The following is a 24771-nucleotide window of genomic DNA, read 5'->3' on the forward strand; positions in this document are numbered from 1 at the left end:
TCCGCGAGATGTCTGGTGAGGGGCGAGATGGCGCGTAGAAACGCTGCAGAATTTGTCGTCACGAAGGGATCACGGACATGAACTTCCAACCGCGTGGGATCAGCGACCGGGCCATCCAGGGACCGGCTTCTTATCAGAGTGAGATCGAGGCGGCCGAAGCGCTCCTCAAGACCAAGCCGACGTGGAATGGCGTCAGCGCCGAAGCCGTGGCGCGCATGCGTCTGCAGAACCGCTTCAAGACCGGTCTCGACGTGGCCCGCTACACCGCGGCGCTGATGCGCGCCGACATGGCCGCTTATGACGCCGACAGCACCAAGTACACCCAGTCGCTCGGTTGCTGGCATGGCTTCATCGCCCAGCAGAAGCTGATCTCGGTCAAGAAGCATTTCGGCACCACCGATCGCCGCTATCTTTACCTCTCGGGATGGATGATCGCTGCGCTTCGCTCAGAGTTCGGACCGCTGCCCGACCAGTCGATGCACGAGAAGACCTCGGTGCCGGCCCTGATCGAGGAGCTCTACACGTTCCTGCGTCAGGCGGACTCCCGCGAGCTGAACGATATCTTCCGTGCACTCGACGCAGCCCGCAAGGCGGGCGACAAGGCGAAGGAAAAGGCGTTGATCGAAAGGATCGACAACTTCCAGACCCATGTCGTGCCTGTGATCGCGGACATCGACGCCGGCTTCGGCAATGCCGAGGCGACTTACCTGCTCGCCAAGAAGATGATCGAAGCCGGCGCGTGCGCGCTTCAGATCGAAAACCAGGTCTCCGACGAGAAGCAGTGTGGCCACCAGGACGGCAAGGTGACTGTGCCGCACGATGTCTTTCTGGCCAAGATCCGTGCCTGCCGTCACGCCTTCCTCGAACTTGGCGTGGAAGACGGCGTCGTCGTAACCCGCACCGACTCGCTCGGCGCCGGCCTGACGCAGCAGATCGCCGTGAGCCACAAGCCTGGGGATATCGGCGATCAATACAACAGCTTCCTCGATTGCGAGGAAGTGACGGCCGAGAACGCCAGGAACGGCGATGTCATCATCAATCGCAACGGCAAGATGATGCGTCCGAAGCGCCTGCCCAGCAACCTCTACCAGTTCCGTCCCGGCACCGGTGAAGATCGCTGCGTGCTCGACTGCATCACCTCGCTGCAAAACGGCGCTGATCTCTTGTGGATCGAGACCGAGAAGCCGCATATCGAGCAGATCGCCAAGATGGTCGACCGCATCCGCGAGGTGGTGCCGAACGCGAAGCTGGCCTACAACAACTCGCCGTCGTTCAACTGGACGCTCAACTTCCGTTGGCAGGTCTACGATGCGATGAAGGAAGCCGGCAAGGATGTCAGCAAGTACAACCGCGCCGAGCTGATGAAGGCGGAGTACGACAACACGCCGCTGGCGATCGAAGCCGACGAGCGCATCCGCACCTTCCAGGCCGATTCAGCGAAGCGCGCCGGCATCTTCCATCACTTGATCACGCTGCCGACCTATCACACGGCTGCTCTGTCGACCGATAATCTCGCGAAGGAATATTTCGGCGAGCAGGGCATGCTGGGATATGTGAAGAACGTGCAGCGCCAGGAAATCCGTCAGGGCATTGCCTGCGTCAAGCATCAGAACATGGCGGGATCCGATATCGGCGACGATCACAAGGAATACTTCGCCGGCGAGGCTGCTCTGAAGGCTGGTGGTGTCCACAATACGATGAACCAGTTCAGCTAACGATCGGACAGGATCGGTCTGGAGTCTGAGGACTCCAGACCGATCGACCCGGCCATCGCCGGGCGACACGCTCAATGCCAGCGATCTCCACCTCGATGTGAGATCCCTTGCTGGTCAGTCCCGATCGCTATGAGATCGCGACGACTTCGATTTCTTGTCCCGACGCTTCAATGACATCTCCGACGGATTTGCCCATCAACAGCCTGGCGATCGGTGAAACGAAGGAGATCATCCCCTTCTTCGGGTCGGCCTCGTCTTCGCCTACGATTCGATAGGTCTGGATGCGTCCGTCGTCGCGGCGGAAGGTGACCGTGCTGCCAAATCCGACGCTAGCAAGCGTCGTTGGCTCCGGGACCACCTGAGCCGTCCGCAGCCGCTCCGCGAAATATCGCGCATCGCGCAACGGCAGCGCGCCTTGACGTCGCCGCTCGTTTACATCGTCGATCTTTTGCGAGTTCTCGTAGGCTTCCTGCGCCGCCTTCAACTGTGCTTCCAGCGCCTTCAGGCCGCCTACCGTGACCAGATTTGGGTGCGACGAAATCGGTCGGTCCGGCAGCAGTGTCTCGGACGCGGTCTCGGCGCTTTCTTCCTTGGTGAATGCGACGCTCACGCCTGGAACTCCCTGCACAAGTGGCCTGCTACTTTCACATAGCGGCTGCGGCGGCCGACGGCCAGTCCCTTGCGTGTCGCTGCCGTCATGCGCGGCGCCCTTCCGCGCGGCCAATCGCAATTCCGTGATACCCCGCAATATGTCTGCCTATATAGTTGCAGCCTAATAGTTCGTATCCTATCTAATTTGCATGGCTCCGTCGCAGGCTCACATCCACGCCGAGATTGGCCGCTTGATCACAAGGCTCGGCTGAATCTGGCGCCGCGAATCGGATCAGGCGCTGTCTGATCACGGCCTGTCCTACGCAACCGCGATTCCGTTGCTGGTGCTATCGCGGCAGGGGGAGAACGTTCGCCAGGGCGTGCTGGCCGAAGAACTGGGGATCGAGGGCCCATCGCTGGTACGGCTGATCGATCTGCTGCAGACCGAGGGACTCGTGGAACGTCGCGAGGACCCCACCGACCGGCGCGCCAAGACGTTGCATCTCACACCGGCAGGCGAGGCGAAGGTCGAGCGGACCAACCGGATCTTGCGCCGCGTGCGGGCCAGTTTGCTGAAGGATATCGGCAGCGAAGAACTTGCGATAACATTCGAAACGCTCCAGCGCATCGAGCAGCGTGCCAGTCGCGTGCAGGAACCGAAGGCTGCTCCGGAGGCGAAATAGTCATGCGCGCGGAAGAGCCGTTTCTGGTCCGCCACGCGGACCTCATTTTCGCTTTGAAGACGTTTGCCGCGTCGACCCTGGCGCTCGTCGTCGCGCTGGCGCTGGATCTGCCGCGGCCCTACTGGGCGATGGCGACCGTCTACATCACCTCGCAACCACTGGCTGGCGCGACGAGCTCCAAGGCGTTCTTTCGCGTGATGGGGACACTGATCGGTGCGACCGTGACGGTTGCGATGGTGCCGAACCTGGTCAATGCGCCGGAGCTGCTTTGCCTCGCGATTGCGCTCTGGGTCGGGCTCTGTCTTTACCTGTCACTGCTCGACGGGACGCCGCGCAGCTACGTCTTCATGCTGGCCGGATATACCGTGGCGCTGATCGGCTTTCCGGCCGTTAGCGAACCCGGAAATATTTTCGATATCGCGCTGGCAAGGGTCGAGGAAATTTCGCTCGGCATCATCTGTGCGAGCCTGGTCTCGACGGTGGTGCTTCCGCGCAGCGTCGCACCGGCGGTTGGCCGTCGCGTCGATATCTGGCTGTCGGATGCGCGCCGTCTGAGCCGCGACACCCTGCTCCATCGCGGCACCACCGAGACGCGCCGCGCCCAACGCCTTCGCCTTGCGACCGACATCGTCGAAATCGATGCGCTGGGGACTCATCTGTTCTATGACCGGTTGGCCGAGGCCGACGCAGCGCGCGGCCTCGGCGAAATCCGGCTGCGCATGCTGATGCTGCTGCCCGTGATGGCGTCGATTGAAGACCGGCTCGCCGCGCTCGGCGAGGCAGGTCTGCGAGCGCAGCATGAATTGCGGCAGCTTCTCGAGGAGATCGCGGGATGGGCCGTTGACGAGGTCCGCCTGCGGCAATCGGGAGACCGGATCCGCGTCGCAATCGCAGAGCGGCAATCCGCGCTCGACGGTGCTGCGTCCTGGGAGCGCATCATCACGACCAATCTGCTGTCGCGGCTGCGCGAGCTCGTCGACGTCTCCGATGATTGCCGCGCGCTGAGCGATGCGATTGCAGCCGGAGAGGACATCTCGGCTGTCTCTCTGCGGTTCCGCCCCGAAGCGGGGGCCGCGCCGGTTCGCCATCGCGATCATGGCATGGCGCTGTGGTCGGCGGCCGGAGCGGCCGCCGCCATTCTGATCTGCTGCGGCCTCTGGATCGCGACCGGATGGGCGGACGGCGCCTCCGCGCCGATGATGGCGGCGGTGGCCTGCTCGTTCTTTGCCGCCAATGACGATCCGGGGCCCGGCATCAGAAGATTCGGCCTGTGGTCGCTGGTGGCGATTGTCGTCGTCGCGATCTACCTGTTCGCACTGATACCCGCGATTGCCCACATCGAGGTGCTGGTGATCGCACTGGCGCCGACCTTCATCCTGTATGGCGTGCTGATTGCAAGGCCCGCGACCGCGTTGACCGGCATGGCGCTCGCCGCGAACACCGCAACGCTGCTCGCGCTGCAATCGACCTACAGCGCGGAGTTCGCCTCCTATGCCAATTCCGCCGTTGCCTTCTTCGTCGGCGTCGTGGTCGCCGAAGTCGTGACGAGGATCGCGCGCGGCGTGGGCGCCGAGTGGATCGCCAAGCGTCTGATGTTGTCGAGCTGGAAGACGCTCGCGGTCGCCGCCGAGCGCCGCGGGCGCGGCGACCGCGCACATTTTGCCGGCTTGATGCTTCATCGGCTCGGGTTGCTGGTGCAGCGGATCGCGTTCGTGTCCGAGAGCGATCGTCGCGATACCGACAGCCTCGTACAGCTTCGCATCGGCCTCAACATTATCGACCTGCGACGTGCCCGCTATGGCCTGTCGACATCGACCATTCGCGCTATCGACGACATGCTTGACGCCCTCGCTGCGGCTTTCCGCAGCCACGTGGGCGGGACGATGCCGGCCGGACTGCTCGCGCGCATCGATGCGACGCTGACTCAAGCTGTCAAGGACTCCGGCAGCGCGCGGGAAGATGCCTTGATGGGGTTAGCTGGCATCCGCCGCGGCCTGTTTCCGGACGCGCCAGCCTATCAGCCGCGGTCGGGGGAGAGTGTTGCAGCGTGAGATATGAAATCGACATCTACGGGGTGCTCGTCCCGTCACTGCTGCTCTGGCTCGTCATTGCCTATGTGCTGTCCACGGCAGTTAGCCGGATCATGCAGCGCTTCGGCCTCTATCGGCTGGTCTGGCATCGCGCGCTGTTCAATTTCGCTCTCTTCGTCTGCCTCCTTGGCGGCGTCGTCTATCTTTCGGAGTTCTTGCCATGAAGGGGAATCTCGCCTGGCTTAGCCGGCTGGCGCTGACTGTGGTCGTTGTTGTCGCGGCGCTCGCCGTTGGCCGTGGACTATGGGCCTACTATATGGAGTCTCCGTGGACGCGTGACGGCAGGGTTCGCGCCGATGTCGTTCAGGTGGCGCCCGACGTGTCCGGCTTCGTCACCGACGTGCTGGTCAAGGACAATCAGAAGATCAGTCGTGGCGATGTTCTGTTCAGGATCGATCGCGAGCGCTTCGCCCTGGCGCTACGGCAAGCCGATGCGGCGGTTGCCGGTCATCGCGCCACGCTGGATCAGGCGAATGCAGACCTGAAGCGCTACAGCGCGCTGACGACCGACGCCGTGTCGCAGCAGAAGCAGGAGCAGGTTCTGGCAGCTCAGCTACAGGCGAAAGCAGCCTATGATCAGGCCGTCGCCGACCGCGCGGTGGCGCAGCTCAACTTGGACCGCAGCGAGGTTCATGCGTCAGTGAATGGCACGATATCCAACATGGATCTCAGGCCCGGAGCCTATGTCACCGCTGGCAAGGGCGTGATGGCCCTGGTCGACACCGATACGCTGCATGTCGAAGGCTATTTCGAGGAGACTAAGCTGGCGCGCATCCACATCGGCGACAAAGCACGGGTGCGTCTGATGGGTGAGCCGACCCGGCTGACCGGGCACGTCGAGAGCATCGCGGCGGGTATCGAGGATCGCGATCGCGCAGAGGGCGCGAACCTACTGGCAAACGTCAATCCGACCTTCAGTTGGATTCGGCTTGCGCAGCGCGTGCCGGTGCGCATCGTGCTGGACCACATTCCGGAGAACGTTGCGCTGGTGGCCGGCCGTTCGGCGACAGTCGAGATCGGACAATAGCGTAGGCTCCTACACGCCCGATCCGTGGAGAAAGATCGCGGACGCTATTGGAGACGCCGTGCGACGGGCTTCGCTGCCGCCGCGCTATGCCATTCCGACAACGACGTGCGGGCCGTTGACAAAAGTCCGCTCAGCAACACCGTGGTTTTCGGTTGAACCCGCGACCCGTCGATCACCTCGAGTTGGCCGCACCGGTTGAGCGTGTGCAGCTTCCGACCGGTCCACGCCGGTCCGGGCCTGAGCGAGTGCCGAACGGCTTGCCGATACGTCGTCGGTGACAGCTCCAGCACTTCCGCGAGACCGAGCGCTGCGCCATATCCGTTGCTGCAATCCTGCACCGGTCGCCACAGCCGTCCATTGATATTCACGAAATTTCCAGCCGGCCGGGTACTCGCCCGGTCCATCAGGATCGGATTGCTGGCGTGAGGCAACCAGGGGCCGAACAACTGCTCGGCGTAGTAGATCGCCAATGTGTCGGAATATCCGCCGGTGCCGTCGCGCCAGGCTCCGAACAGATAATACAGGCCGTTGTGGCGCGTGATGGTTACATCTGCGAGCTCGAGCCCGGAGAGCAGCGTGCTATGACGCTCCCACTTATCGGGAAACCGAATGCACCTGTAGAGCGGGACGTCCCGATGCTCGGTGCTTTCGGGGATCATCCATAGCTCACCATTGTCTTCGATCAGGAAGGGGTAAGACAGGTGCCAGGGTTCCTCCAGCACGGGCACGACGCTTGCGAGCGGCCCGTTGCCGTCGAACTCGACGGCTGAGATGATACCCTTGCCGACCCGATGGTCGAGGTCTTCGAAGAAGACGAACGTCCTTCCCTGCCATTTGACCGGGAAAGGATCAGCAAAGAAACGGTGCCCAGGATCTTTCAGTACGTTCCAGGCCGGCCCGGACAGATCGCCGGTGCGCCAGATATCGGCGTTTTCGACGTAGCGCCAGCCGACATGCCAGTGCGGCGCATAGCAGCACAGGCGATAGATCTCCTTCGCAATCGAAGCAGCCAGGCCGCGTCCGACATAGGCCGTGGCATTTCGCGGGCTGCGTCCGCTGGTCGAAGGGGCGAGCTGCGGCACCAGCCGTGTCGTTCCTGACAAAATCGCTGTCAGCATCGTCAGGGTTCGCGCCATCACCGTGTCGAGCGCGCCGCTCAAGCCGGTTGCGATCTCGCCGGAAGGATGGCCGCGGTCCATCACGCTACCGTCGAGCTCATTGACGATATCGATCACCGGCAGATCACCGGCAAGGATGACTGCGAGCGCGGCGTTTTCTCCTGCCACGCCGTTGAACAGCGGGCGAAGATAGAGCCGGGCGGAGCAGTCCGGATCTCGCTTGGCAGTCGTAAAATCGACCACCACGTCGGCTTGGCCCAACGGCGCCCGCACACGCTCGGGTATTGCCTTCAGTCTGTCGGCCTTGCTGGCCTCGCCCTTGCGCAAGACCATGCGCTCGAGCTCAAACAGCACGTCGAGGCCAGCAGGCCGAGGTTGCTCGGTCGTGGTCCATGCGATCTGCACCGGTACGTTCTGACCGTTGACGGACAGCGCCTCGCGGCACATCCAGAGCCGTGCACGCTCCCGTTCGCAGCGAAACTCGATGATCATGTTCGGCCCACCATCTCATCCATGTCCGCGCGAGTGGCCTCGTCGAGGATGCGGACGTATTCGTCGACCATAGTATCTAGCGAATAGCGCGACTTCAGGCCCTTGGCGCGTTGTCGCAGCTCCGCGCTCAGGGCACCGTCGGCCAGGATGCTAGAAACCGCGGCCGATAGCGCGGCCTGGTCTGCAGCATCAACGAACATGGCTGCCGGCTTACCATCGAACGACAACACCTCGCGCAGAACGGGGAGGTCATTCACAACACAAGGGACGCCCGCGCTCGCGGCCTCGACGGCGGCGAGACCGAAGGTCTCGGCTTGCGAGGGAAACACGAACACGTCGAGGCAGACCAGGAAATCGGCCATGCGCTGCGGCGGAATCTCGCCGATGAAGTGCAATCTGTCGTTGACTTTCAGTTCGTCGGCCAAAGCCTTTAGCCGTTCCTCGTCGGCGCCTTGCCCGGCGAGTGCAAGGTGCCATGATGGTGTATCGGCGAGCAGACGTATTGCGGCATCAAGCCGCTTGTGCGGGTGCAGTCTTGCGGCGCAGCCGAGCAGGACGCAATCCGACGGCAGCTTGAACTGCTGCCGCGCAATCTCTCTTGGCAGACCACGCGATTTATCGTCGAACCCGTGCGGGACGTGCTTCATTCGCGATCGATAGCGGGCCGGGTACCGCGCATACTCACGCTCCATGTCCCGCGAATTCAGCGTGATGCATGTGAAGAAGCCGACGCTGCCCATCACGATGTCGGCGGCGCGAACCGGCCAGCTCATCGACATGGCTGAGGATACCTGATTGGCGATGACCGGAGCGCGGCTCACGAGCCGCGACACGCCTGCACCAATGACGTTGCCGAAATGCTGGAAGGTCAGCACGACGTCGGGCTTGATGGTCCTGATATGAGCGGCGAGCTGCCAGAGCATCCGAAGCAGCGCGAGCGGATTTCCAGGGCGGCGGGAGGCGCAGTAGAGCGTATTGGGCGGCTCGTCGAAGGAGTCCGATTTGCGGAAGAAAAACAGATTGAAGACGTCGTAGCCGCGCGCGGTCAGGCCGCTGCCGAGCAGCCTCGAGATTTCCTGAGCGCCGGCGTTCTCCGCCTGGGTCTGCATCAGAATGACGCGGAGCTTCGGCTGAATGGTGTTTTGCCGATCGTGCGACGCGGATGACGATTGGTTCGGCGCCTCGCGCAGTTCTGTGCTGGGCTTGTAGTGGAGCACGGATTCCTCGACCATTAAGGGAGTGAAGCCGTCTCCCATACTCTTGTGCACATACTTATCACGCGAGACACGCTCGTACGTCGAGTAACGCGAGTTGAGGTTACTGCCCGTTTGACGGGACTTGCCGGCAAAACGAGAGTCCACTGTGGGGGCCGCAAGGTACCAGCGGCTCGTTAACCAGTTGGTTACGGCCATGCATCGATTGCCGCCAGGAGAGGGTAACCGCTGATTAACCATAGATCCTTACGTTGGCGCAGGCCGCTGAACAGTGAATGCCAGTTGAATTCGAGTCAGAACACCCATGACGTTCGGTAGCCGCTCAGGCCCAAGACGGTCCGGTCCAACGGATCCAGCAGCGTCGTGGGAGTCCGCTGCCGGTGTGCGCAGATCTGCGGCCGAGGTCGCCAAGGGCGCGCTGACCCTCTCCGGTACGATTGCCTTCCTGCGCGAAAATGGTCGGCGCATTTTGACGCTCGCGTCGGTCATCTTCGTGATCGGTATCATTCTCCTGCTGCTTATTCCGGCCCGCTATGCGGCGACGGCGCTGGTCGTCGTCGACCCGCGTGAGCAGCGCGTGACCACCGATCAGGACGTGCTGCCGGGGATCGGACAGGATGCCGCGGCGCTCCAGAGCCTGGTTGAGATCGCGAAGTCCGACGGATTCTTGCGGCCGCTGATCGAGCAGCTCAAGATCGCGGACGACCAGGACATTGCCGGCGGCAAGACCGAGGCCACGCGTCTGCTCGAGAGGTTTCGCAGCCGGCTCGACATCTCCCGCCGCGGGCTCACCTACGTCATCGCGATCAAGTTCACGTCCAACAATCCGCAGCGTGCTGCGTACTACGCCAACGCCGTGGCAGAGGCCTTTGTTGCCAATCAGCGCGGGACGCGGGTTGTGGCTACCGACGAAGCTGCCGATTGGCTCAAGAGCCGGCTGAAGACGCTGAACGACCGCTTGAGGGCGTCAGAGGATGCCGTGGCCGCATTCAAGCTCGAGCACCGGATCGTGAATGCCGGCAAAGATTCAACGACGCAGCAGTTGCGCGTGACCGACCTCACCCAGCAGGTTGCCGCCGCTCGTGCGCGCACCGAAGAGGCCAAGGCCCGCTACGAGCAGGCGCAACGCGACCTGAAGGCGAATGTCGACGGCCCGGTCAAGCAGGACATCCTGACTGCGCTGCGAGCGCAGCGCTCGGCGCTCAACGATCAGATTGCGCAGAAGCGTGCGGTGCTCGGTGATCGTCACCCTGACCTCGTCATGTCATATGGCCAGTTGAACGATCTCAACCGGCGGATCGAGATCGAGCGGAAGAAGAATATCGAGACTGCAAAGTCTGAATACGAGGCCCAGCGCGAGCAGCAGAAGGGCCTTGAGGACCAGTTGAAGGTCGTCGAGTCGCAGATTCTGGTCGATGGTCAGGCGCTGGTCCGGTTGCAGGAGCTGCAGCGTGACGCAGATGCCAATAAGAACATCTACGAGCAGTTCCTGTCGCGCTACAAGACCACCGATGAGCAGCGCCTGCTGCAGAACTCTCAGACCAAGGTCGCTTCGCCTGCTACGCCACCGGTCCGCTCGACGCTTCCGCCGCTGCCGTTGCTGATCGCCGTGCTCGCGATTGCCTCGCTGCTGATCGCAACGTCTATCGTCGCCGCGCCGAGTCTGAAGCTGCTTGCGGCGAAACCCGATCCGGAAGTTCGCCGCGTGGATGCGACGTCGCTGCGACCCCAGTTGCCGCCGGAGCTGCCGGTTTTGGCCCGGATTCCCAACCTGTCATCACCGGGCTCTATCAAGAGCGTCTGGCAGACTCCGCTCTCCACAACCGGCGAACCCGATCTCAGCCCGCATCTGCAACCTGTAATCAGGAACATCGAGCAGCTTCCGGGCCCGCACGGCAAGGTCGCGCTTCTGATGTCGACCGAAGAAGGTGTGGGTGGAAGCACGGTTGCAAGATCGCTCAACCGGTCTGCCGTCAAGAATGGAATGCTCAGTGTTCTGATCGAGATGGAACCGAAGGCCACCGATGCGATACCGGCGACACAGGCATCTGGCATCGTCAGGGCGGACCTTCATTCCGTTGAGGAGCTCCTGAGCGGCAGCGCGAAAGATCAACCGTTGCCGCCGGACGACATTCGTGCCGACTTTGGTCTCATCATTGTCGACGCGTCGTGCTTCGTCGCGCAAGCGGCCGTCGCGGCGTTGGCCGCCCATGCAGACCTGATCATTCTCGTGGTTGGCGATGGCGCAGCCAATGCCGACGCTACTCGCAAGGCGAATGCTGAGCTGTCGAAGTTCGGCAGTGTGCCGACGGTGCTGGTCGTCAATCGTATACCCACCAGCGCAACCGCTGGTGCGGTTCAAGCCGGGGCGCTGGGATTGGCGAGCTGAGCGCGGATTGGCAAGGTCCCGACGGAACCGGATTAGTCGTTCGAGTCCGCGGCGCCAACCACGTAAGTGTCCGACTTGTCCGACGCGAAGTGACAAAGCGCCAGGATGGAGGGGTCGAGGCCGGTTCGCTTGCGACACAGCACGTTGAGCCCGATGGTAGCGAGTGCCAGCGACACCGTGGCCGAGATCGCGGCGCCGAGCACGCCGAGCCAGGGGATCAGGATGAGGAACCCGATGAGCCGCAATACGACGTTGGCGGCGATGACAGGGACATACTCGCGCTCATGGCCGGTCAATTGCAATATCGCCGCGGCCGGACCGCCCGCCGCTTGAAATGCCGTCCCTATCGCAAGCACGATCAACACCCATTGCTGCGCGATAAAGTGGGATCCGAACAGGCCGAGAAGATGAGGCGCTCCGAGCCAGACCAGAAATAGGCCGCTGAACACGCAAAGCGCGGTCACCTCGGCCATGAGCTTCAAGGTGTGCTCAAGGTCACGCTGGTTCTTGCTGAAGTAGAGCGAGGGGAGCCTCCGCGCGCCGAACGTATACAGCGCGGCCGAGAGCATGGCAAAGATGTTCGCCAGACGCGAGGCCGCGAAATAGACGCCCGCTGTGGCGGGATCCAGCATCCAGTAAACGATGATGACATCGAAATACTGGTTCGCCGCCTCGAGGATGGAGGACAGCCAGAAGCGAATCGCGCTCGCTCTCCAGCGGGACGTCTCGAACCGGGCGGTCACATCGCGCAGGTGAGGAACAACACGCAAGATCGAGGCGACCTGCACCAGCAACCCTGCGAGCATCGCCACTGTCATTGCGCTGAACAGTTCCGCAGGGGTGAGCTGTCGGTGACCGAACAGGACTGCGATCAGAAACAGGACGACGGCAACCCGCCAGAAGAATTCCCGGTTGCCTTCTCCCATCAGAATACTGACCAGGGATCGCGCGATCTGGCTGCCGAGCATCAGGCCGGCATTGACTGCCGTGAACGCCGAGACCGACAGGATCAGGAGCCACCACTCGCCGCGAATGCTCGCCACGGCCGCGATGGCGGAGATCGAGATCAGCATGGCGATCGCTGAGCCCTTCAGGCTGGATAACAGCACACCCTTGGTGAGATCGGCCCTGCCTCCGACGTCATACTCGTTGAGGAAACGAACCAGGAGCAGTTCTTGGCCGATCAGACCCACGACCGAAGCGATCTGGGCAACCGACAGCCAGGTCGCAAAATCTCCAAACGCCTCGGGCGACATCGCCCGCGCCGCCAGCGAGAACAACGCGAACGCAAGTCCGCCGCTACCGACCTTGAGGAGGATCGTGCCGGCAACGCCGCGTGTCACGTCACGCTGCATCAGTTGGAGAAGAGAGGCGAACATGAAGGCGAGGGACCTTTCTCCTTCCGAGAAGCCGCCATGCCGTCGAGGCGCAACATTCGGTGGAGCGGGGAGTGTTAACGTTCGGTTGCTAAGATTCAGTTCCTCCCCGCCGATCCGAGCTTCCGGTGAATGCGGCGCCTCGCTCCATTCCGGAACGCCGCCTGCCTTGCTGTCTCCAAATGAGGCAGGCGCGGGAAAGTCCTCACGGCGGGCATTGCCGTGCGAAGGAAGCGGGACGGGGCCGGCTCTGCGCATCATGGGCACGATATCGTGGCGCTCCACGACCGGTCGCGCGCTTCGGATGCGGCGGCAAACGACCGCGCATTCTGCGGCGGAGCCTTGGGAAAGCAGGTTCTCATGAGGCTTGTCGTGCAAGGTGCATGCCGGGCAGCCGTCCGCCGGGTCTCTTGTATTGCCGTTAACCTCAATGTCGGAACGGCACTGACCGGCTCGGGAAGGGAGCATGCAGCCGGCAAGGAAATTGCAGTTCCGGCGTCATCCGTTGGAGTGGGACAGCATGATCGCCGATCAGAGCATGACAAAGCCGGCCGCAGCAGACGGCGCAGAAACGATCGAAACCGATGTTGCCATCGTCGGCGCCGGGTTGACCGGCTCGCTCGCCGCGGCTGTGCTCGTCCGGGCCGGATACCGCGTTCTCCTGATCGACAAGCGCACGGTCCCACCGCACGAATTTCGCGTTGAGAAGATCGCAGGTCCGCAGGTCGATATCTTGCGCAAGCTGGGCTTCCTCGGCGATATCGAGGCCGCCGCGTCTACCTTTGACCGGGTGCTCAATATCAGGGAAGGCAAGGTGGTCGACGTCAGCCTCCGTCGCGCGTACGGAATTCGCTATTCCGATCTCGTTGCCACGGCCCGTCGCTTGCTGCCCGATTCGTCCAGCTCCATGTCTGATGAGGTCACCGGCATAGATTGCAGCGAAGACCTTCAACATCTGCAGTTGGCTTCCGGAAAACGCGTCATTTCGCGCCTGGTTGTTCTGGCGACCGGCATGGCGGGAGTGTTGGGATATAATCTCGGAATGAACCGGCGGGTGCTCGCCGCGCGCCATTCGATTTCGTTCGGCTTCACCATTGCTGCACCGGAGGACGCGCCGTTCGATTTCGAATCGCTGACCTGCTACGGGGAGCGGACAGTGGACGGTGTCGACTATCTCACCTTATTTCCGATTCGGGACGGCATGCGGGCAAACCTGTTTCTGTTTCGCGACCCGAACGACCCGATCATGCGCGAGCTGCGCCGAAATACAAAGGCGACGCTGTTTCGCTTGATGCCGGGCTTGCAGCGCTATGTCGGGGATTTCCGCGTGATAGATCAGGTCCAGAACTGGGTGATGGACCTATCGGTGATCGAAGGCCACGTGCAGCCGGGGGTCGTGGTGATCGGGGATGCATTTCAGACCAACTGTCCTGCCGCAGGGACCGGCGTAAGTCGCCTGCTGGTGGATGTCGAACGTCTCTGTACGGAGTACATCCCGCAATGGCTGGAGACCGACGGCATGGGCATCGAGAAGATCTCGCAGTTCTATTCCGATCGGGACAAGATCGCGGCCGACCAGCGCTCGTTGCAGGTGGCGCACTTCCGCCAGGCTCTGGCGTCGAGCACCGATCTGCGATGGAACATGCAGCGGAGGCTACATTTCCTGCGACGAAGCATCACCCACCGGGTCGACCGGATTCGGCCCGGTTGGGTCGCACGCGTACGCGGTGCGCTCGGATAGGCGGAAAACGGTCCTCGCAGGGAACCGAACCTGCTAACGTGTGTCAGTCGAGGTGCGGATCGGCTGGGCCCTGAAATCAACCATTTTCTTGACCGCTTGTTTGATCCACGGCGCCTGGTTCAGGGCGAATATCGCAATTGACCCGGCGGCGCTGCCGGCCTGCGTCACGCTCGACATCGGTGAGGGCTGAGCACCGAACAGCTTCTTGTACGGCTCGTCCCCGATGGTGAAGTCAAGGATATGATCGCCACGCTCGATACAGTCCTTCGCAACCTGCTCGAACGTCAGCGCGCCGATCGATTGGCTCTTGTATCCGGCGATATCGAATGCCGTCATCAGGATGAGGAAGCTGTCTCGGTGAGACAAGCCGAGCACGGTCGCAATCACGTTGCCGTCTATCTTCATGACGTATAGCCGGACTAATGAACCCAGACCGCGCAACGCCACGTCGGAGTAGAAGTCGAAATACTCGGGACGCTGCAGCAGGTCGCCATCGCCTTGCGCCTGGAAGCGCGGACCACGATACTTCTTCATCGTCTCCATCGCTTCCAGGATGGAAGTGTTGTCCTCACAACATGAGAAGGTCAGTGCACCCTTCTTCTGAACCTGACGCCACTTCTTTGCGAGTTCTTTCCGATAAGAAGGGTTGAGGGCGTTGGTTCGCCATTGTTCGAACGGTGCCGTTAGAACGGTTGCATACGAGTTCGTATTGGTTGCAACTCGGCGTGGCGCCGCCAGAAGACTCTCGATGGGCATCCTCGCATCGAGCAATTTGGGCATGCGCAACAGATCAAATGGCCTGACGAGTTGTCGAAGCTTCGCGCAGGCACTCTGATCCTGGAGCAGATCGGCGAAGGTCCGGACGGTGCAGACAGGTGCCAGATAGTCGGATACTCGCAGGTCCGCGAACTCAACGGTTCGCATGGGGCCGCGTCGCAAGCGCACCAGAGGCAGTATTGCCGCGAGTTCGCCTGTTGCGCGACGGCGTACGACGACAACGAGCGGCTTCGCCGCCATAGCGGGCGCGAGCTTGCCGTAGAGACTGCTCAGCCATATCGGGTGCTGAAAGGCGGTGGCGTCCGAGTGCTTGAACAACTCCGCATATTCGTGAGACAGGAAGTCGAATGCGTCGTCGATGCACACATCGAACGCGTCATTGTTATTCATGTGAGGCCAGACAACCGGTGGTTTCGAGGCGCCTGCCAAGCCAGCGCGGCGTCCTTATAGCAAAGGCCGATCGGGTCGGGCAGCAACGGAATGCGATTTGTATTAATACAATGCCCTCGCCGATCTCGAGGCCGCATGGTTGGCGGAAGCGTGCGTGAGATCGAACCGGGCTGGCGCAGCCCCATCCTCGCTCCGGCCAAGCGAATGGCGTTGGCATGGGGCCGTGTTGGTCGATCCTCGTTACGGTTAACGAACCGTTGGCAGACCGGCCAGCCAGCTTGGCCAGGGCTGGCGCGCGAGCTGGACCGGATATTGCACTTGGGGGCACGTACGCATTGGAGTCTCCGGTAAACATGTTGAGTCATAGTCAGAAAGCGCGTGTTTCCAACGAAAAATCCTCGTTGCGACACGACGGCGAACGCGCCTGGCGTATCAATTCCGACGCGGCTGCCCCACGTGTCCGGATTTGGAACACGGATCGCGGCGCGCAGCCGAAGTCCCCGGCAGATCTCGCCGCGGTGACACCGATGCCGAGCAAAGCGCTGAGGACGCGTGAACGTCGTGCCAATCCTGTCGGCAGAGCCGCGACAGCAAGTATCCCTCGGGAGACGGTTGGCGGACTGCGGCTCGCCGTGGTCGATCTCGAGCAGACGGCGGATTTCATGATCGATGCGGTATTCCCGCGCCGGCGCGTCAGCCGGCCGCTCTATCTGACGTCGGCCAATGGCGAGGTGCTCTCGCGATGCTCGACCGAGCCGGTGACCGATCGCCTGTTCCGTTCGGCCGACCTGATCAATGCCGACGGGCAGCCGCTGGTCATGATGTCGAAGCTCCGGTCTCAAAAGCCGCTGCCCGAACGTGTCGCGACGACCGATCTATTCCACGTTGTCGCGCGCAAGGCGCAGGCACTCGGGCTGACTTTCTACATGTTCGGCGCCGACGAAGCGGAGAACGAGGCCGCGGTCGCAAACGTCCGCAGCATGTATCCGAAGCTCAAGATCGTTGGTCATTCGCACGGTTACCTGCGCGGCGAAGCGCTGCGATCCAAGGTCGATGAGATCAACGCATTAGCGCCGGACTTTCTTTGGGTCGCGCTCGGCGTACCCTACGAGCAGGCGTTCGTCGAAGAGTTCATGCCGCGGCTTGCCCGTGTCGGCGTCATCAAGACCTCCGGCGGGCTGTTCAACTTCCTGTCGGGCAGCCGGCCGCGCGCGCCACAATGGATGCAGAACTTCGGATTGGAGTGGGCCTGGCGGCTCTGGCTCGAGCCGCGGCGGCTGTTCTGGCGCTACCTCACGACCAATCCGCACGCTCTTTATCTTCTGTTCAACCGCACCTTGGCTTCGCGTACGAAACGAGACTGAAGCGATGGAGCCCCGAGCACGGATGCCTATGCTTCGGTCGCCGCGCCCGGACCAGCAAAGATTTGAGCCTGCTTCATGAAGTTCGAGCCATGACCAGAGCGCCGGCTGAGATGGATTGGGACCAAGTCGAGAGTTCGATCTGGCAGGCGCCCAGTGTCGAAGCGGAGAACTTTGCACGAACCGTCATCAATTGGTCGATCACCATCAACATGGTGATGTCGATGGGGAACTTCAACGCGGGCTTACTGGCGGCCGAGCAGGCTTATGTGCAGCAATCCGTCGCCCTCCTGATGTGGGGTGTGCTGATCTACGCGAGCGCGTTTCTGCGCCCGGTTCTGCGGCTGGCATTCAACCTCGACACGGTCGCGATCGTCTCGTTCTACGCCTTTGCCGCGATCTCCGTGCTCTGGACGAATCTGAGCGCTGCCGCCTTCATGAAGGCTGCGGCGCTCGCGATAACAACCTTTGGTGCGTTCTGTCTCATCACCCGCGTCGACATCGATGACATCGTCAAATCGACCGCGAGGGGCCTCCTTGTTCTGGTGGCTGCATCTGCCGTTTTTGCGATGTTCGTACCGGACATCGGCATCGATCGTACCTGGATGCACAACGGTCAGTGGCAAGGCGTCTTCGAGTCGAAGCAAACCCTGGGTTTCGCCGGTGCCTATCTCATGTTCTTTGCGTGCTATCGGAAGATCACCGGGCAGGGATGGCTGCCCTTCCTGGTGACGTTCCTGATCGCTTCGACCTGCGTCATCGGGTCGGAATCGCGGGGCGCGGGCGCGCTGGCGCTGGTCGCCTGCGCCTTGGTCTTGACGTCCTTGTGGTCAGTGAGATGCATGAAGGTATACGCGGTACTGCCGTGTGTCATGTGCGTCGCGGCCGCGGTGCTGTTCCTGTACTTCTATACGACGGGGTACGACGCCATCCACATCTTCGACTCGACGATCGACTTCACCGAGAGAACGTTCATTTGGCAGTACGCAATCAGCCATTTCGACAACGCGCCGTTGATCGGATTCGGAATCAACGGGTTCTGGACCAATCCGGCGATCTACGACTATTTCCAGCAGAATCACGGCTGGGTGCTCGACAATTATCATAACGGCTACATCGCCATTCTCATTGAAACGGGATTCCTGGGCTACGTTCTTTTCATGGCAAGCGTGTTCCTGTTCTCAAGCAAGGTGCGCTACCTGATCTCTGCGCGGGCAATTGACCGATCTCACTGCGCCCTCATCATTGGGTTTGTCTTCCTCACTTGTCAGACAAATTTTACCGAAACGACCTTCCTTCGTTCGACGACGTTCACGTCGGTGCTGCTGGTGTCCTTCTTTTTTGCGGTATGCAGACCTGTCTACGCTGCAAATCCACAGCCATCGTGAATTGGAGCGCAATGATGGCCGTTCGCGCACGCTGGCCAGGGGCCGTCAACTGGCTTCTGGCACTTCTACTCGCGGTGCTGACTTCGCCGGTTGATGCAGCGGGACCAGGTCAGCCTGCGGCGATGCCGGCGCTTGGGCGTGGCATCAATATTCTCGGATATGACGGCCTCTGGGAGGGCTACCAGAATGCGCCATTTCGTCTCGAAAACTTGACCGCCATTCGCAAGGCGGGCTTCTCGCACGTCAGGATCAATTTCTTTGGATTCAAGCATATGGATTCCGAGAACGTGCTGGACGAAGCTGTCCTGAGGCGGCTCGATGTCGTGATCGAGCAGGCACTCGCCAGAAGGCTGATTCCGATCGTTGACGAGCACGATACGGACCTTTGCCAGCGTGATGTCGCGGCATGCGCGGAGAAGCTCAAGGCATTTTGGCGGCAGATCGCATCGCGCTACGCCGGGAGATATCCGGCATTGCTGTTCGAGATCCTGAATGAGCCCGGAGGAAACATGACCTCGGCGCAGTGGAATTCGCTGCTGGGCGAATGCCTTCGCATCATCCGGGTGGGTAATCCCGAGCGGGGCGTCATCGTCGCGGCGTTGAATACCGAGGAAGCGCCGATCGATGAACTGGCGTTGCCGGCCGAGGACAGAAGACTGATTGTGACCTTTCACTATTACGCGCCCCTTCAATTCACGCATCAGGGCGCGCCGTGGTCGCCGACGTTCTCGAAGATCGGACCCTTGAGTTGGGGCAGCGCCGAAGATGAAGCGAAGGTCACGGCCGACTTCGACAAGGTCCGTCTCTGGTCGGAACGGGAAAGACGTCCGATCTACCTCGGCGAGTTCGGCGTCTACGAGCGCGCTCCTTCGGACAGCCGGACGAAATACCTGTCGTTCGTGGCGAGAACCGCCGAGCGATACGGCTGGGCGTGGGCTTACTGGCAGTTCGATCACGATTTTGCTGCGTTCGATGGCACGCGTCAGGCGTGGAATCGGGATATCCTGCACGCGATCATTCCCTCGGCGCGGTAAAGATCGCCCAGCCGCCGGTGGTTCTGTAGATCTGATCGAAGGCTCAACTCCGATAGGCCCGATCAGGCTTGACCAGTATCCTTGACGACACGATTGTCACGCGCCGTGAGCCTTCCGCCCTTGAAGACGGAACGCCCCGCGGGCCGTGCGACCACGGCTTCCTGGATATGCTCGGCCTTCAGCGTCACGAAGTCCGCCCTCGCGCCGATGTGCAGGCCGTAGTCCTCGAGCCTGAGCGCCCTGGCGCCGGCCGCGGTGACCAGGTCGAACGCGATGCCGAGTTCTTCATCGGTGTAGAAACCCGATCGATATCCGATCATCATCGCGCGGCCCAGCATGTCGCCATCGCCATAGGGCCACCAGGAGTCGCGGATGTTATCGTTTCCGCTGAACACCGTGACGCCCGCCGCCCGGAGCGTCATGATCGGGGGAAACGGTCGGCTGCCCGGTGCATTCGTCATGATTGCGACCCCCGAGCGCGCCAGAATGTCGGCAATCTTCTTCAGCGTGTCTGCCGGAATGTCGCCGAGCCCATAGGCATGACTGACGGCGACATGGCCTTCCATCCCGAGTGCTCGCGTGCGTGTCGCGATCTGTTCGATTTCGAAGGCACCGAGCATGCCAGCGTCATGAAGATGAATGTCGACGTCGACGCCGTGCCTTTGCGCGACGCCGAAGACGACATCGAGATGACCTTCGACATTGCGATCGAAGCTTGCGGGATCGAGGCCGCCGACAACGTTGGCTCCGAGCTTGATCGCCTCGTCGAGCAGTTGCGGCGTGCCCGGGCTGCTGAGGATCCCGCTTTGTGGAAAGGCGACGAGCTGGATGTCGATCAGGTCCCGGTATTCGTCGCGCACCCCGAGAATGGTTTCCAGCGACTTCAGACCCACGGAACCATCCACCATGACGTGACTGCGCATGTGCGTCGTGCCGTGCCCGATGCAGAGATCAAGCTGGTTCCGCGCGCGCACGTCCATGGGAGCGGCGGCGGCGAGATTCTCGGCCTGAAATGCCACACGCTCGCGCACGTCGAAGCCTTTCGTGCACGGCTTGTGTGGCCGCCAGGTGTCGCCATAGAAGCTGGTATCGAGATGAATGTGGCCTTCGACGAAGCCGGGAACGACCAGCGCGTGGTCGAGGTCGATGACATCGACACCGGCCGCGCGATGCTCGGAACGCTCGATCGCAACGATACGACCATCGCGGACCAGCATGTTGCCGCGAGAACCGTCGGCGAAGCGCGCATTGGCAAAGAGTCGATCGATCGCCATCAAGTCCCAATCCTTTTTTGTTGACCGCGGCCCGGGCATGGGCCGCGTGGACGTGCCGTGCCTTGCTTAACACAGCCGGGAGAATATTATCCGCACACGTCGGGAGCGCAAGGAACCGGGATCGTTGCCGGACATTCAAGGCCAGCAGGAGTTCAGCGTCCAACGCGCAGCATTTGCCGCGACGATCGGCAATATGCTGGAGTTCTATGACTTCATCACCTACAGTTTCTTCGCGATCGAGATCGGCCATACCTTCTTTCCCGCGCACAGCGCATATGGCAGCCTGATGTTGTCGCTGGCGACCTTTGGCGCAGGGTTTCTGACGCGGCCGATCGGCGGTATCGCGCTCGGCATCTATTCCGACCGCGTCGGGCGGCGGCCGGCCATGTTGCTGAGCTTCGCGTTGATGGGGGCCGCGATCCTGACCATCGCGCTCACGCCGTCCTACGACTCGATCGGTCTGGCCGCGCCGGTCGTCGTGATCGCTGCGCGCATGGTGCAGGGATTTGCGCTTGGCGGCGAGGTTGGGCCGACCACGGCCTATCTCGTCGAGATCGCTTCGCCGCTGCGTCGCGGCCTGGTGGTGGCGTGGCAACCCGCCAGCCAGGAGATCGCTGCGACCGCCGGCGCTTTGGTCGGTGTCATCCTGAGCAGCGTGATGACGCCCGACATGATCCAAGCCTACGGATGGCGCATCGCATTTCTGATTGGCGCTGTCTGCCTGCCGTTCGGCCTGTGGATGCGCCGCACGCTGCCGGAAACGATTTCACACGAAGAGCACGTCGCCGCGCATGTCGAGAGTTCGAGCCATGCCGTGCAGGCGCGCCGGTATATCCGGGTGATCGTGTTGGCGCTGATGATCCTCGCCAGCGGTACGATCTCGACCTACGTGACCCAGTATATGACGACCTATGCCAAGAACACCTTGCATGTGTCGTCGTCGCTCGCGTTTGCCGTCTCGCTCGTGAGCAACGGTCTTCAGATCATCGGTGCGTTATACGGCGGCTGGCTGGCGGACCGATTCGGACGCAAGCCGATCATGGTCTGGCCGCAATTGGCCGTGCTGGTGCTGACCTATCCGACCTTTCTCTGGATCGTGCAGGATCCCGGAATGTCGTCGCTGCTCATCGGCTTCGGCATCCTGTCATTCATCGGGTCTTTGCCGTTCACGGCCTTCTATGCGAACTTCACCGAAGCATTGCCGCAGAACATTCGTGGCGGCGTCTTTGCCACGATCTATGCGGTTGCGATCGCGGCGTTTGGCGGGACCGCGCAGCTCGTGGTCACATGGCTGCTTCACGTGTCCGGCGACCCGTTGGCGCCGTCCTGGTATCTTCTGCTCGCGGCGATCGTCGGTCTCGTTGCCATGGGCCTGATGCCGGAGACGGCCCCCGTCAAAACCGGCGACAAGTGACCGCCGAGCTCCCGCTTGGTGTCACGCGCGGCTGCAAACAGGAGTCTGCCGATCGAGTCGATCGGCAGAATCGACGACCGGGCCTTCGTCTCAATCCATGTCGCGAAAGGCGTGACCGTTGGCTTCGATCTCCTTCACCACGGCCGGCGGCAGGCTGGCCTCGGCGGCGGTGCCGTCAAATACCCAGTCCTTGGAGTCGGCGAGATCGGGAAGACCTGCGCCCTTGCGGACGTAGAGGCCGATCGAGGCTTTCTGCGGATTGATGTAGAGATCGTATTCCTGCATTGCGGGCCTCCTCTCCGTTTCGTGTTGGACGGGATCTCTGGCGCGGGACGACCCGAGGCCGCTCCGACCCGTCGACGTCCGCGTCAGGCGGGCTTCTTCTTCGCTTCCAATGCCAGGGCCACGGAGGCCTCGCTCGTCAGCATCAGGAAGGTGATGGTCTCCTGGAAATAGAGTTGCACGCTTGTCGCCGAATGGCCCAGATACCCGATCGAAAGGTCCTGGCCGATCGAGAGCTGAAAGTCGCCGCCGCGGGTGGTCAGCATGACGCCGCCCTCGATGGCCGGCGCCCAGATGATTTTCCCGTCGACCAGGCGCTGGATGTGCTCGAGCACTGGATAACCATCGTCGGTCGCGCCGCCGATTGCGGTATAGGGTTCGGTGCCGAGCAACAGCGTATAGGGACCGTTGACGCCCGCCAGCCGCAATTGGCTCACCGCTTGCGCGACCACGCCCGGATAGCCCTTGACGTTGGACGGCAGCGTCAGCACCGGGTTGCTGCTGCCCTGGCGGATGCCCTGAATTCCCGCCGCGGCGTATCCGTCAAACACGGCGCGGTCCTCTGCGAAAGCGATCTTGCGCGCTGCAGCTTTCAGCGGATCCCAGTCGGAATCGTTGGAGCCGCGCTCGACGTCGTCGATGGCCTGACGGCTCAGTTCGAAGGGGACGCGCAATTCCACGAGGGCCCTGACGTCGCGTTGCGTTGCCTCGACCCCGTCGCCCGGCGTCGGGATCTTCCTGACATGGCCGGTGCCGACCGCGGAGAAGTCCGTGCTCTTCGGACCATCGACATCCACCACGTGGCGCGCCGCCAAATGGCGCTTCAGGGTGCGCGAGGCTTCCTCTTCAATCTGGGCCCATGCCGCGTCTGAGATGGGGGCGAGTCCCCGATGAAGATTATTCATGTGCAGCCTTTCCTTTCAGTGAGCCGATACCGAGCGAGCCATCGGGCGGCGGCATTTTCGGTGTAGGGGCATCGTCGGCCTGATCGCCGTCCAGAGACAGCTCTGCGGTCGAACAAGCGGGTCCCGCGGTCGCGGCGTCCTCGAGGAACGTCACGGACGGGATGAAGTACAACGTGCCGGTCACGGCGCGGCTGAAGTCGAGCAGGCGATCGTAATTGCCTGGCGGCCGGCCGACGAACATGTTCTCCAGCATCTGCTCGATCCGATGCGGAGACTTTGCATAGCCGATGAAATAAGTGCCGAACTCGCCCTTGCTGATATTGCCGAAAGGCATGTTGTCGCGGACGATGTCGAGCTCTTCGCCGTTCTCCACGATCGTGGTCAGGGCGTTGTGCGCGTAGCTCGGCTTCACCGCATCGTCCAGCTCGATGTCGGACAGTTTGGTCCGGCCGATGATCTTCTCCTGCATCTCGACCGGCAGCTCGTTCCACTTCTTCATGTCGTGCAGATACTTCTGCACGATCACATAACTGCCGCCGGCAAAGGCCGCATCTTCATCGCCGATGACAGTGGCATCCAGCGCCGCCTGGTCCTCCGGGTTCTCCGTCCCGTCGACAAAGCCGAGCAGGTCGCGTTCGTCGAAATACTTGAAGCCGTGCACCTCGTCCGACGAGGCGATCGCATCGCCGAGCCGAGCCACGATCTGCGTCGCGAGCTCGAAGCACAGGTCCATCGGCACGGCGCGGATGTGAAACAGGAGGTCGCCCGGCGTTGCGACGGCGTGGTGGACGCCATGGATCTCGCGAAACGGGTGCAGATCCTTCGGCTTCGGCGCGCCGAACAATCGGTCCCATGCGTCGGAGCCGATTCCCATGACACATGACAGCCGGCCCTCGAGGTCGCGGAATCCAACGGCGCGTACCAACGCGGTCAGATCGCCGCACAGCGACCGCACCACCGCGTCATATTCCGGATTGGGCTTGAGCGTGACGGCAAGGAAGATAGCGGCGCGCGTCAGCTTCGCAGCGACCGGTTGCGGGACGGCTGATGGCACGCATCTCTCCTTACCGAACTATCATTCCAAGAGCGCAACGAGCAAGGCGCTCGGCGAATATCCGAGCACGGGGAGAGGAGCATGCAACGGTTAGCTTTACAAGAGCCCGAATTGCTAGGCGTCTGCTGAAGGACCAGCCGGCTTTCCGGACTTCTCTTCCTCAAGCGTCACCGCAATCGCGGCGTTCGCCGAGAGACGAACCTTGGTGCCTTCGACGCCAGCGACAAAGCCGAGCTCGACATAGTGATGGTGGCCCTTGTGCAGCCCTTCGCCGCTGTCACGCTTCGTAAGCTTGATGCGGCTGCCTTCAACGCGATCAACGGTGCCGACGTGCACGCCATCGGCGCCGATGACCTCCATACCGTCCTTGATCTTCAGCTCCGACATGTGTTCCTCCTTGGTTGAGGGCCAGCTTGCCTATGATGCCGCGAGATGACGCCGCGATGACATCGCGCG

The 24771-nt window shown here is 62.0% G+C and carries 21 protein-coding genes; 11 read left to right on the forward strand and 10 right to left on the reverse strand.

Features of this window, described 5'->3' with window-relative positions; all coding sequences use genetic code 11:
• Positions 1–77 precede the first annotated feature (77 nt).
• The gene (locus P6U30_RS07425) at positions 78–1715 is read left to right on the forward strand and encodes an isocitrate lyase (RefSeq protein ID WP_407168775.1); all 1638 of its coding nucleotides are present in this window, start codon (positions 78–80) and stop codon (positions 1713–1715) included.
• Between the two features lie 127 nt (positions 1716–1842).
• On the opposite strand, the gene greA is transcribed toward P6U30_RS07425, so the two are convergent.
• Positions 1843–2325, reverse strand: coding sequence for a transcription elongation factor GreA (gene greA / locus P6U30_RS07430; protein WP_407170390.1), 483 nt, complete (start codon positions 2323–2325; stop codon positions 1843–1845).
• A gap of 253 nt (positions 2326–2578) precedes the next feature.
• Between greA and P6U30_RS07435 the strand changes: the two genes are divergently transcribed.
• From P6U30_RS07435 to P6U30_RS07450, 4 genes are read left to right on the forward strand one after another with little or no spacing between them, the layout of a single operon-like run.
• Positions 2579–2989, forward strand: a complete 411-nt coding sequence (locus P6U30_RS07435) for a MarR family winged helix-turn-helix transcriptional regulator (protein ID WP_407170391.1) — start codon at positions 2579–2581, stop codon at positions 2987–2989.
• 2 nt (positions 2990–2991) lie between these two features.
• Complete coding sequence (locus P6U30_RS07440) at positions 2992–5040, forward strand: FUSC family protein (protein WP_407168776.1); 2049 nt, start codon at positions 2992–2994, stop codon at positions 5038–5040.
• The gene (locus P6U30_RS07445) at positions 5037–5243 is read left to right on the forward strand and encodes a DUF1656 domain-containing protein (RefSeq protein ID WP_407168777.1); all 207 of its coding nucleotides are present in this window, start codon (positions 5037–5039) and stop codon (positions 5241–5243) included. Before P6U30_RS07440 ends, P6U30_RS07445 begins: the two co-directional genes overlap by 4 nt.
• Positions 5240–6106, forward strand: coding sequence for an efflux RND transporter periplasmic adaptor subunit (locus tag P6U30_RS07450; protein WP_407168778.1), 867 nt, complete (start codon positions 5240–5242; stop codon positions 6104–6106). The genes P6U30_RS07445 and P6U30_RS07450 overlap by 4 nt, the downstream gene beginning before the upstream one ends.
• A 44-nt stretch (positions 6107–6150) precedes the next feature.
• Here P6U30_RS07450 and P6U30_RS07455 read toward each other — a convergent pair whose 3' ends face one another.
• Together P6U30_RS07455 and P6U30_RS07460 are read right to left on the reverse strand one after the other, a co-directional pair.
• Positions 6151–7716, reverse strand: a complete 1566-nt coding sequence (locus P6U30_RS07455) for a hypothetical protein (RefSeq protein ID WP_407168779.1) — start codon at positions 7714–7716, stop codon at positions 6151–6153.
• Complete coding sequence (locus P6U30_RS07460; protein ID WP_407170392.1) at positions 7713–8825, reverse strand: glycosyltransferase family 4 protein; 1113 nt, start codon at positions 8823–8825, stop codon at positions 7713–7715. The genes P6U30_RS07455 and P6U30_RS07460 overlap by 4 nt, the downstream gene beginning before the upstream one ends.
• Before the next feature lie 409 nt (positions 8826–9234).
• Between P6U30_RS07460 and P6U30_RS07465 the strand changes: the two genes are divergently transcribed.
• Positions 9235–11319, forward strand: a complete 2085-nt coding sequence (locus tag P6U30_RS07465; protein WP_407168780.1) for a GumC family protein — start codon at positions 9235–9237, stop codon at positions 11317–11319.
• Between the two features lie 32 nt (positions 11320–11351).
• On the opposite strand, the gene P6U30_RS07470 is transcribed toward P6U30_RS07465, so the two are convergent.
• Positions 11352–12698: a lipopolysaccharide biosynthesis protein gene (locus P6U30_RS07470; RefSeq protein WP_407168781.1), complete on the reverse strand. Its 1347-nt coding sequence runs from the start codon at positions 12696–12698 to the stop codon at positions 11352–11354.
• Positions 12699–13215: 517 nt separating this feature from the next.
• On the opposite strand from P6U30_RS07470, the gene P6U30_RS07475 reads away from it, so the two are divergent.
• Positions 13216–14436, forward strand: coding sequence for an FAD-dependent oxidoreductase (locus tag P6U30_RS07475; protein ID WP_407168782.1), 1221 nt, complete (start codon positions 13216–13218; stop codon positions 14434–14436).
• Between the two features lie 33 nt (positions 14437–14469).
• Here the strand turns inward: P6U30_RS07475 and P6U30_RS07480 are convergent, their stop codons facing one another.
• Entirely contained in the window at positions 14470–15603 is a 1134-nt protein-coding gene (locus tag P6U30_RS07480; protein WP_407168783.1) for a GNAT family N-acetyltransferase, read from the reverse strand.
• Between the two features lie 527 nt (positions 15604–16130).
• Here P6U30_RS07480 and P6U30_RS07485 point away from each other — a divergent pair.
• The 3 genes from P6U30_RS07485 (at position 16131) to P6U30_RS07495 (ending at position 19386) form a co-directional block, all read left to right on the forward strand.
• On the forward strand, positions 16131–16967 hold the full coding sequence (locus P6U30_RS07485) for a WecB/TagA/CpsF family glycosyltransferase (RefSeq protein ID WP_407168784.1): 837 nt from the start codon (positions 16131–16133) through the stop codon (positions 16965–16967).
• Positions 16968–17056: 89 nt separating this feature from the next.
• A complete protein-coding gene (locus P6U30_RS07490; protein WP_407168785.1) occupies positions 17057–18352 on the forward strand; it encodes an O-antigen ligase family protein in 1296 nt (431 codons plus the stop codon).
• Positions 18353–18363: 11 nt separating this feature from the next.
• Positions 18364–19386 (forward strand): glycoside hydrolase family 5 protein, encoded by a 1023-nt coding sequence (locus P6U30_RS07495; protein ID WP_407170393.1) that lies wholly within the window; start codon positions 18364–18366, stop codon positions 19384–19386.
• A gap of 62 nt (positions 19387–19448) precedes the next feature.
• Here P6U30_RS07495 and P6U30_RS07500 read toward each other — a convergent pair whose 3' ends face one another.
• A complete protein-coding gene (locus tag P6U30_RS07500) occupies positions 19449–20660 on the reverse strand; it encodes an amidohydrolase family protein (protein WP_407168786.1) in 1212 nt (403 codons plus the stop codon).
• Positions 20661–20853: 193 nt separating this feature from the next.
• Here P6U30_RS07500 and P6U30_RS07505 point away from each other — a divergent pair, with 193 nt between their 5' ends.
• The gene (locus P6U30_RS07505; RefSeq protein WP_407170394.1) at positions 20854–22074 is read left to right on the forward strand and encodes an MFS transporter; all 1221 of its coding nucleotides are present in this window, start codon (positions 20854–20856) and stop codon (positions 22072–22074) included.
• 90 nt (positions 22075–22164) lie between these two features.
• Here P6U30_RS07505 and P6U30_RS07510 read toward each other — a convergent pair whose 3' ends face one another.
• The 4 genes from P6U30_RS07510 to P6U30_RS07525 all read right to left on the reverse strand — a co-directional run bounded on the left by P6U30_RS07510 (position 22165) and on the right by P6U30_RS07525 (position 24702).
• On the reverse strand, positions 22165–22359 hold the full coding sequence (locus tag P6U30_RS07510; RefSeq protein WP_407168787.1) for a hypothetical protein: 195 nt from the start codon (positions 22357–22359) through the stop codon (positions 22165–22167).
• An 83-nt stretch (positions 22360–22442) separates the two neighbouring features.
• Positions 22443–23261, reverse strand: coding sequence for a family 1 encapsulin nanocompartment shell protein (locus P6U30_RS07515; protein WP_407168788.1), 819 nt, complete (start codon positions 23259–23261; stop codon positions 22443–22445).
• Entirely contained in the window at positions 23254–24315 is a 1062-nt protein-coding gene (locus P6U30_RS07520; RefSeq protein WP_407168789.1) for a Dyp-type peroxidase, read from the reverse strand. Before P6U30_RS07520 ends, P6U30_RS07515 begins: the two co-directional genes overlap by 8 nt.
• A 114-nt stretch (positions 24316–24429) precedes the next feature.
• Complete coding sequence (locus tag P6U30_RS07525) at positions 24430–24702, reverse strand: DUF2171 domain-containing protein (RefSeq protein WP_407150736.1); 273 nt, start codon at positions 24700–24702, stop codon at positions 24430–24432.
• Positions 24703–24771: the final 69 nt, after the last annotated feature.

Source organism: Bradyrhizobium sp. ORS 111 (assembly GCF_045571485.1).
GTDB lineage: Bacteria > Pseudomonadota > Alphaproteobacteria > Rhizobiales > Xanthobacteraceae > Bradyrhizobium.

Coding starts and splice junctions, on each gene's coding strand:
- P6U30_RS07525 (WP_407150736.1), bottom strand. CDS start 24,702: ATGTCGGAGCTGAAGATCAAGGACGGTATGGAGGTCATCGGCGCCGAT.
- P6U30_RS07440 (WP_407168776.1), top strand. CDS start 2,992: ATGCGCGCGGAAGAGCCGTTTCTGGTCCGCCACGCGGACCTCATTTTC.
- P6U30_RS07425 (WP_407168775.1), top strand. CDS start 78: ATGAACTTCCAACCGCGTGGGATCAGCGACCGGGCCATCCAGGGACCG.
- P6U30_RS07465 (WP_407168780.1), top strand. CDS start 9,235: ATGACGTTCGGTAGCCGCTCAGGCCCAAGACGGTCCGGTCCAACGGAT.
- P6U30_RS07510 (WP_407168787.1), bottom strand. CDS start 22,359: ATGCAGGAATACGATCTCTACATCAATCCGCAGAAAGCCTCGATCGGC.
- P6U30_RS07515 (WP_407168788.1), bottom strand. CDS start 23,261: ATGAATAATCTTCATCGGGGACTCGCCCCCATCTCAGACGCGGCATGG.
- P6U30_RS07475 (WP_407168782.1), top strand. CDS start 13,216: ATGATCGCCGATCAGAGCATGACAAAGCCGGCCGCAGCAGACGGCGCA.
- P6U30_RS07500 (WP_407168786.1), bottom strand. CDS start 20,660: ATGGCGATCGATCGACTCTTTGCCAATGCGCGCTTCGCCGACGGTTCT.
- P6U30_RS07455 (WP_407168779.1), bottom strand. CDS start 7,716: ATGATCATCGAGTTTCGCTGCGAACGGGAGCGTGCACGGCTCTGGATG.
- P6U30_RS07505 (WP_407170394.1), top strand. CDS start 20,854: ATGCTGGAGTTCTATGACTTCATCACCTACAGTTTCTTCGCGATCGAG.
- P6U30_RS07490 (WP_407168785.1), top strand. CDS start 17,057: ATGACCAGAGCGCCGGCTGAGATGGATTGGGACCAAGTCGAGAGTTCG.
- P6U30_RS07480 (WP_407168783.1), bottom strand. CDS start 15,603: ATGAATAACAATGACGCGTTCGATGTGTGCATCGACGACGCATTCGAC.
- P6U30_RS07485 (WP_407168784.1), top strand. CDS start 16,131: ATGCCGAGCAAAGCGCTGAGGACGCGTGAACGTCGTGCCAATCCTGTC.
- P6U30_RS07460 (WP_407170392.1), bottom strand. CDS start 8,825: ATGCAGACCCAGGCGGAGAACGCCGGCGCTCAGGAAATCTCGAGGCTG.
- P6U30_RS07470 (WP_407168781.1), bottom strand. CDS start 12,698: ATGTTCGCCTCTCTTCTCCAACTGATGCAGCGTGACGTGACACGCGGC.
- P6U30_RS07495 (WP_407170393.1), top strand. CDS start 18,364: ATGATGGCCGTTCGCGCACGCTGGCCAGGGGCCGTCAACTGGCTTCTG.
- P6U30_RS07450 (WP_407168778.1), top strand. CDS start 5,240: ATGAAGGGGAATCTCGCCTGGCTTAGCCGGCTGGCGCTGACTGTGGTC.